This is a genomic window from uncultured Oscillibacter sp., from assembly GCF_910579365.1.
Classification (GTDB): domain Bacteria; phylum Bacillota; class Clostridia; order Oscillospirales; family Oscillospiraceae; genus Oscillibacter.
In genome coordinates this window covers 1-7,745 of the sequence record NZ_CAJTUX010000092.1, presented here as the reverse complement: position 1 = coordinate 7,745, position 7,745 = coordinate 1, and the positions used below count along the sequence as shown (strand labels likewise).

The 7,745-nt window shown below is 57.5% G+C and carries 6 protein-coding genes; 4 read left to right on the top strand and 2 right to left on the bottom strand.

Annotated features, from left to right (window positions below; genetic code table 11):
* Nucleotides 1-239: 239 nt before the first annotated feature.
* Both QZ329_RS14055 and QZ329_RS14050 read right to left on the bottom strand, forming a co-directional pair.
* The gene (locus QZ329_RS14055; RefSeq protein ID WP_295753631.1) at nt 240-3,467 is read right to left on the bottom strand and encodes a J domain-containing protein; all 3,228 of its coding nucleotides are present in this window, start codon (nt 3,465-3,467) and stop codon (nt 240-242) included.
* A gap of 54 nt (nt 3,468-3,521) precedes the next feature.
* Nucleotides 3,522-4,115: a hypothetical protein gene (locus QZ329_RS14050; RefSeq protein ID WP_295753630.1), complete on the bottom strand. Its 594-nt coding sequence runs from the start codon at nt 4,113-4,115 to the stop codon at nt 3,522-3,524.
* 195 nt (nt 4,116-4,310) lie between these two features.
* Here QZ329_RS14050 and QZ329_RS14045 point away from each other — a divergent pair, with 195 nt between their 5' ends.
* The 4 genes from QZ329_RS14045 to QZ329_RS14030 are packed head-to-tail and all read left to right on the top strand — an operon-like array spanning nt 4,311 to nt 7,317.
* Entirely contained in the window at nt 4,311-5,084 is a 774-nt protein-coding gene (locus QZ329_RS14045; protein WP_295753629.1) for a LemA family protein, read from the top strand.
* A 13-nt stretch (nt 5,085-5,097) separates the two neighbouring features.
* Nucleotides 5,098-6,141, top strand: a complete 1,044-nt coding sequence (locus QZ329_RS14040; protein WP_295753628.1) for a DUF3137 domain-containing protein — start codon at nt 5,098-5,100, stop codon at nt 6,139-6,141.
* An 11-nt stretch (nt 6,142-6,152) separates the two neighbouring features.
* On the top strand, nt 6,153-6,557 hold the full coding sequence (locus QZ329_RS14035) for a hypothetical protein (protein WP_295753626.1): 405 nt from the start codon (nt 6,153-6,155) through the stop codon (nt 6,555-6,557).
* A 19-nt stretch (nt 6,558-6,576) separates the two neighbouring features.
* On the top strand, nt 6,577-7,317 hold the full coding sequence (locus tag QZ329_RS14030; protein ID WP_295753625.1) for a DUF434 domain-containing protein: 741 nt from the start codon (nt 6,577-6,579) through the stop codon (nt 7,315-7,317).
* Nucleotides 7,318-7,745 lie beyond the last annotated feature (428 nt).

The window sequence follows — 7,745 nt, the reverse complement described above, 5'->3', positions numbered from 1 at the left end:
TGGATCGCCTTGAGCATCTTGGCCACCAACTTCACCTTAGAGCGCGGCGTCACAGAAAAGACATTAAATTGACAGCTTCATATCGTGATCGCAAGGAGTAGGTTTCACTATCTTTTCTTAGAAGAAAGCCAATGGGATTTCCCTGACACAAGACATCAAGCCACTCATGATTACCTGGTCCAACAGGCCGAAGATCATCCTGCGCCGGCAGCCAGCAAATAGGGACGTCTGAAAAAACGTCAAGGGGCCGCATCCCCCGTCAGCTCCGCCCGCAGCGTCTCATAGGGCCGGGGCTTTACCGGTTTTTCATCCGCATACTCTCCCATGGGGCCTGTAATCCGCTCCGGATGGTCCAGGTTCGCAAGCAGCAGGTCCAGCGCGTTCCGCAGGGCGGGCAGATCGTGAATCAAGTAGGCGGGCGTGACCTTGCCCAGGAAGGCGTCCTTGGGGTACTTTTTCCCCTCCACATCCATGTACGTCCACTTGTCCGCAACATGAAATCTCACCGTCTCCTGGTCCTCCCGGACCCAGGCCATGAGGAACCGCCCGCCGTCCCGCCGGAGGACGATGTGCCGCCGCTTCTCCGCCGCCTTTCCCCAGGTGAGCCGGAGCGTTTGGCTGCCGCCCGCCAGGAAGTCCGCCAAGAGCCGCTGGACCCTGGGCCGGTTTCCCTCTGTCACCTCCAGCGTCTCCGCCTCTCCCGCGTCATCCACCCGGACGGCGGTATCAGGATAGAAATAGAAGTAGAAGAGGGCGTCGGGCCGGTTACAGGCCCGCTCTGCCGGAAAGCCGCCCAGGAGCTGCTTATCTAAGTTGTATTTCACCCGCCCATGGTCCACGTTGACGGCATGGTCCCAGATGCCGCCCGCCATGAACTTCACGTTGTTGGGCCAGCTGACCTGGGAGAAAATCTTCTCCAGGCGCCGCCGGATGGTGAAAAAGTTTCGATGGAGCACATCCCGGAACAGCTGGCTCTGCCGGAAGGGAACAGACTCCGGCCTGGTTTTGTTCTGGCCATACTCCTCCGGTTTCTCCAGCAGGGCATAACTCTCGGCGCAGAAGTCGTCAAAGTAGAGGCAGGCATACCGGCGCCCGTTCTTCATCAGCACCAGGGACCGCCTGGGTTCATAGTCCATAGGCGCCTCGTCCACCGGGAAGGCGCATTTCCAGGACCACTCCATCCGCTCCACCCGGCCCGTGGAGAACAGTGTCAGCAGCTCCTCCAGTTTCTCCGCCGTAACCGCCTCTGCGTGAAGATTCACCGGGGTGCTCCAAAGGGGAGGGAGGTCCTTGTCCCGGCTGCGGACGGCGTAGTCCCACTGGGCGTAGACCGCCTCCGGCAGGACCTTCAGCGCCTCCATGGGAAAGCCCTTGGGGTGCATCTGCTCCTCCAGAACCTGCCGTGCCAGCTCCGCGGCGGTCTGGGGGTCCTCAATGTCCTCACGGTCCTCCAGCTGGTCTACATCGATCATCCGCCGGCCAAAGGGCGTCTGCTGGAACAGGACCATAGTTCCATCCCGCTGGAACCAGACGCAGACGTACAGCAGCTCCGTGTTCTCGGCAAACACCTCAAAGGGCAGGAAGCTCACCGGAGGCAGATTTCGGACCCGCTCCGACTCCTGGACGTCTTCCGTCCCCGCCGCGTCGGGTATGGGAAGCCCGCAGACCTGATCGGCAAGGCAGGCGGCGATGAACGCCCAGCTCTCCTCAGGGGCAGCGGTGTCCGGAAGACGGCGGAGAATTTCCTCCCGCACCTCGCCGTACTGGTTATAAACGGCGGCGGTGACGGGCAGAAGGAGAAAGAATGTGTCCAAATCCGGGGCCCGCTCCAGCAGCTGTTCCCAGAGGAAGCAGGGACGGTACACCGGTACGCCGTTTCGCAGAAAGCTTATGTAGCGCAGGTGGAATTGGACGGTGAGCATGTCCTTTCCGAACTCCAATGTCAGGCAGACCGGCTCCGGAATTCCCTCCTCCTCCACCCGCAGAAACTGGCCGCTCCACTCCGGCAGATAGGGAAGCTCCTTATTCAAATATCCCAGCAAGGGTTGTTTGGTCTCCCGGTCCATGGCGTTGTAAAAGCCGGTATTCAGCCAATGGCGGAAGAAGGGGCCGTTCCTGAGCGTGGCCGCTTCCCTAGGAGCGGGCGCATTGGCGTCCTCCCGGTTCCGGCGCTGGATTTCCCTCCGGTAATTCGTCGCCGCAATCAGCTCCGTCAGCTGCTTTGCGCAGGGAGCGTCCGGGTGCTGCTCGTAAAACGCCAGAACTTCCTGAACAAGGTGCTCTCCGCTCCACTGGACATGGTATTTCATATGCTCTTCGGCAAACTTGCGGTTCCACAACGCTTTTTGAAAAACCGGGCGGTTGAAAAAGGCTTTGGTTTCCTCCCTGGCCTTCTCCCAGTCCCCCGGCTTTCCGCTCTCTTCCAGGGCCCGCACCCTCTGACGGAAGGCCTCAAATTCCTTGTTCAGCTGCCGGATATCCAGCTCGTTCTCCATTATATCCGGGACCTGCTCCAGCACCCGCTCCCGGAGAGCGCCGTAGAAGAGCTTGGCCCGCCCCATCACGGCGGTTTTCAGCTCCAGCTTTTGCCAGGCCATCTGATAGAGCTCCTTGGGCAGCTTCTCCCTTTGGAAGAAGTGGTTGATGAGTCGCATCCCCGCCGGGTGGCGCTCCGAGGGAGAGGGATTCCTGTCCTGGAAGTTTCCGATCATGTAGAAGTCCAGAATACTTCCTGCCTTTTTCAGCTCCTCCTCGGTCCAGCGGCCCTTCTCCGCCAGCCGGACAAGGGCCCGATAGTCGGCAAAGCTCCGGGAGAGCGCCCGCTCCACGCCCTTGAGAGGCTTTACCGCTGGGCCCCGGGCGGCCAGCCGGAACAGAAACTCCTGCCCCTCAAACTGGGCTTCCTGCTCTATTCTGAAACTAAACTCTGTCCGTTCACTGCCGTCCGGATTTCGGTACACCGCCCGGTCCACGGTAAACTGATAGGCGGCGCACAGCCAGGCCAGAAACTCCCGGGGAACGGGGTGCTCCTCCAGCTGCACCGTTTCCTCCAGCAGCAGCCCCGCGAACCGGCGCTCCCAGGCCGCATCCAAAAAGCTGCCGGAGGTGAAGTAGTCCATCCACATCTGCGGATTCTTCCGCTGCTTCCCGGTATAAAGAGACAGGAACGCCTGCGCCGCCGGATGGTCCGCAAAGGGGTTTGGCCCCTCGTCGATGACGGCGGGGCCGTCCGTGAGGGTCCAGCCCTCGTCCTCCGGTTCTGCCCCTTCCAGATCAGGGGACGGGACCTCCGTTTCCTCACCGCTCCCGGCATAGGCCAGCGCTGTCTGATACGCCTGCCGAAGCCGCAAAAAGCCCTCCGGGTTCTCCTCCGGATGGCAGACCTTGGTCCTCTCGGCATAGGCCCGCTTGATGGCGGAAACGTCCCGGGTGGGGTCCAACTCTAAGATTGCCCAACAACTGCTCATAAATCAGTCCTCCATACCCTTTTCTAAAAAAACGCCGGATGGTCCAGCCTGCTATCATTCCTGAAGCAAGTACAGCTCCACAAGCAGCTCCTCGATTTCCCCGCGTATCTTCTTGTCTTCTTCCGTAAAGAACCGGCTTTGGAGCAGCAGCTCTTCATAGGCGCACTGTTCGCCGGGGAAGTGTTCGTCGTGGTAAGGGCCGTTCGCAAAGGGCTTCCGCTTGCTCCGCCGCATTGCCAGCAGCTTGGTCAATGCCTCGGGATTCTCCCCGGCTTCCAGAAATGCGGGATAGTTGTCCAAGATGTAGTGGGGCCGTTTTTCCTGGTTCAGCCGGTAGGCTTCCCGGCCCCAGGAATCCCACATCTCCGCCGCCTCCTTCTCCCGAAACAGCAGCGCCATCATTTTCATATTCAGCAAGCGGATCAGATCGGAAATACCGGCTCTGCGGGGCCAGCCCGGTTTCGTCCAGGCTTGCCGTTCATAGGAAACACGTTCCGTCTCCAAAATGTACTGTTCATACAGCGTAAGCGGATACTCTTTGCGGACGTCACTCAGATAAAAGCTGATCCTGCCGCCCCGGACATCGGGATTCGGCGTCTGGGACAGCGCCTCCAACAGCGCGGCATTTTGTTCCTGCCATGAGCTCATGCGCACTCCTCCTCCGAAAAACTGACTTCATTATAATCCGCCGGCAGGTTTTCGACAATCCTGTTTTTGACAGCATGGTTTCCCGCCGCACATCCGCTTTGAAGTCTTGCGCCGGATGCCGGGATATGCTATATTATGGTCAACCCATCAATGAAACCCATGTTTTATGATACAATCCATGCAAGGAAAGGGCATATGCGTATGAACAGGTACCTCATGATTGGGATTCCGATATGGATTCTCTTACTGGCAATCGCCTATATCGCGCTGTATAACCGGCTTCGGCGGCTTCGTATCAAGGTGGAGGAGGCTGAAGCCGGCATCGGCGTGGCGCTGGAAAAACGGTTTGACCTGCTCTCAGAGGAGATGGAAGCCGTTAAAAAGTACCTTTCCCACGAGTATCAAATCATGACGGACCTGACCGCCGCCCGAACAGGCGCTGATCTGGAAGAGAAGCGCATGGCCCGGCAGCAGGAGATTTCGGAGGCGGTCCTCAAAAGCATCGACCAGGAAATCGCCCGCCAGACCCGGACCATGGAGCAGATTCAGGGCAAGCTGGGCGGTATTCAAAGACGTATCCGCCGCCGGAACGGCATCCGGGAAGAGGGCCGGCAGGAAGCTCTGACCCGAGCGGAGGACCGGCGCGGTGCCGCTCTCGGCCAGAAGGTAGGCGCTTTGGCCGGGGTCCACCGGGACCTTGCCAGCGTAGGCGCCGGAATCAACGGTCTGGCGGAGCAGTATCCCATTCTCAACTCCTGGGTGTCCATGGACCATTTCCAAAGGAGCATCTACGACTCGGAGGAGCATCTCCAGGCGGCCCGGCGGCTGTACAACGCCAATGTATCATTGTATAATCAGGCCCTGGCCTCCATTCCCTGGTCCATTGTGGCCGCGATCTGCCGCATGGAAAAAGCCGCCTTCTATGAAGCGGAGGAGCGCAAGCGTGACTTCCAAGTGAAGTTTGACTGAAGAGGTATACATCATGGACTATACCATCAGCGGCCAGGAACTGGAAACGCTTCGGAAAGCCTGTAAGCTCCGCTTACTCATCAGTACGATTCTGGCCGCGGCTGTCTATCTGGCCTTCCTGTGCTTTTCGCTTTGGGTCTTCTTCCTGGGGACCCCGGAAATGAGGGCGCGGCTTGGTGCCTCCCTGCCGGAAAAAATCGTGACGGGACTGGGGGCTCCTGTGGTGATCGCCGTGCTTGCCTGGGCATTTTTTTACTGGCTTTTGGTCAAGCCGGACTATAACCGCTTCAACAGCCTGTTCAAAAACAAATACGTTGTATCCACCATCCAGGAAACCGGGCTTTTTCAGGACTTGCGCTACCAGCCACAGGGCGGCCTGACCCATGACGAGATCCGCAACGCCGCTGTCGTGGCCTGCGGGGACAAGCGGCGTTTTGAGAGCGAGGATCTGTTGTCCGGCTGCTATCAGGGCCTCCGGTTCCGGTATTGTGATGTCTCCACGGCCCGTATGAAAGGAGTCGGGAAGAATCACCAGGAAGAAGTCCTTTTCCACGGTCAGGTTATGCACTTTGCCTCCTTCGATGAACACAAACGGAGCGCCGGGCATCTTCAGATTTTCGAGAAAAAACTTGCGTCCGACCTGATTGGATGGACGGCGGAGCACGAGATTCAAACGGAAAGCGAGGCCTTCAACCGCCGGTTCCGGGTTTTTGCCGCCGATGAACACAATGCTTTCTATATCCTGACGCCCAAGATGATGGAACAAATTACCCAGTTCGCCGACCAGGCTAACGCGCAGATCGCCATCTCCTTTTGCGGCTCTTCCATGTTTGTGGCCATCGACCGCCTGTACAGCATACTGGACGCCTCGTTCCATGTACCTGTCCCGGAGCAGAAGCAGCTTATTTTGAAGGATGTGGAGCTGCTGCGCCAGGCGGGAGAGCTCTTAATTTTAGAGGCCTCCTCCTTTCACGAACGGCAAAATGAACCGTCTGGTTCCTCTTTTTGCTCTCCGGCCGGTTCTATCTGCCCATCCCCTGGTTTCAGCCATCGGTGAGGTGATTAAAAGTGGCACAAGCCTACCCATATCCATACAAAGGACAACTACGGACTAAACAGAACAAATGCAGAAACACGGGGCCGCTCGATAAGCCCAGAATTTGGCTGGATTTCAATGAGCTTTGCGATACTGATATGGATACGAAAGCCCCGATATATTTATTTTCACAAGCAGATATCGTAAACGACTCTGGCGGAAATGACGTTGAGCTATACGATGGAATCAATGTATCTGTATTTGATGACGACTTAGATATATCCGGTATGCCGGATGCCATTTTAGCGGATGGTGTGGTTATTGGAAACTATCTCGCACAATATCCACAGGTAAAATGGCTGATAAGGCTGGTAAAGCATCAAAAAAACGTGAAAAGCGGAGAGGAATATGTGTATTGGATGTCAGACTTGTTGTAGATAAAGGAGCGAGGTCACTGTGGAAACCGTCAAACGCGGCTATATGCCAAAAGACACCATTGAATTTGGCCCCAAATCCGAGGCCAAGCTGAACGCCGCCGCCCAGGAGCTGGTCTTCCTGATGGACCGGGGCTATGACACCAAATCCGCCTCCACCTTCGTGGGCAACCACCACCTGCTCTCGGAGCGCCAGCGGCTGGCCCTGGCCCGGATGATCTCGCCCCACGCCGCCCTGAGGGAACGGGAGCGCAAACGTCTGCGGAAAGGGCCGCAGGCCCTGGTACTGGACGGCTTCAACACCATCATCACCCTGGAGGTGGCCCTGTCCGGCTCCTTGCTTCTGGAGGGGATGGACGGCACCATCCGGGACCTGGCCGGACTGCGGGGAAGCTACCGTATTGTGGACAAGACGGTGCGGGCCATAGAGCTTCTGCTGGGGCGGATGGAGGCGCTGGGGGTGAAGGAGGCTCTGTTCTATCTGGATCAACAGGTGTCCAACTCCGGCCGTCTCCGGGCGCTGCTGCTGGACAAGGCGGAGGGCTGCTCGGTCCAAGTCCAAGTGGAGCTGCACCCCAGCGTGGACGGCGTTCTCTCCCGCCTGGAGAACGTGGTCACCACGGACGCCATTATCTTGGACAAGTGCGGAAGCTGGTACAACCTGAACCGGGAGCTGATTGAGGAGACCGTCCCCGAGGCGTGGGTTTTCCGGCTGGAATCTTTGAAAATCTGGAACGAGACGGCAGCTATGGAGGGGCCATGAAAGCAGCGATTTTGAGGGCCTTGCTTCCTCCGCTTCTCATCTTAATGCTCTGTGCTTGTCAGATAGATAGCGGCGGAAGTGCGGAGCTGCCTTCCCAAGCGGGACGTGTACCGGATTTAATAACGAATGCAGAAAAGCTCTGGATGCCAACAACGCTTTTTTGCGGGGAGATATTGGACTGAACAACGACCCAACCTTTACGGTTGCGCCAGCCCCTGACATGAAATATACTGTTCTCGACATGAACAATAATGGCGTTCCAGAGTTAGCTGTGACAACCGTCATATTTCAGGAACGGGATTCCGATACCTTAGAACTGGAATCCGCCTTTTTTGACAGAGGAATTTTTTCTTACAAAAACGGAGAAGTGTTTAGGCAATACCGCACAATGAGGTTTGCCTAAAAATAAGACATCCTCAACTGATAAA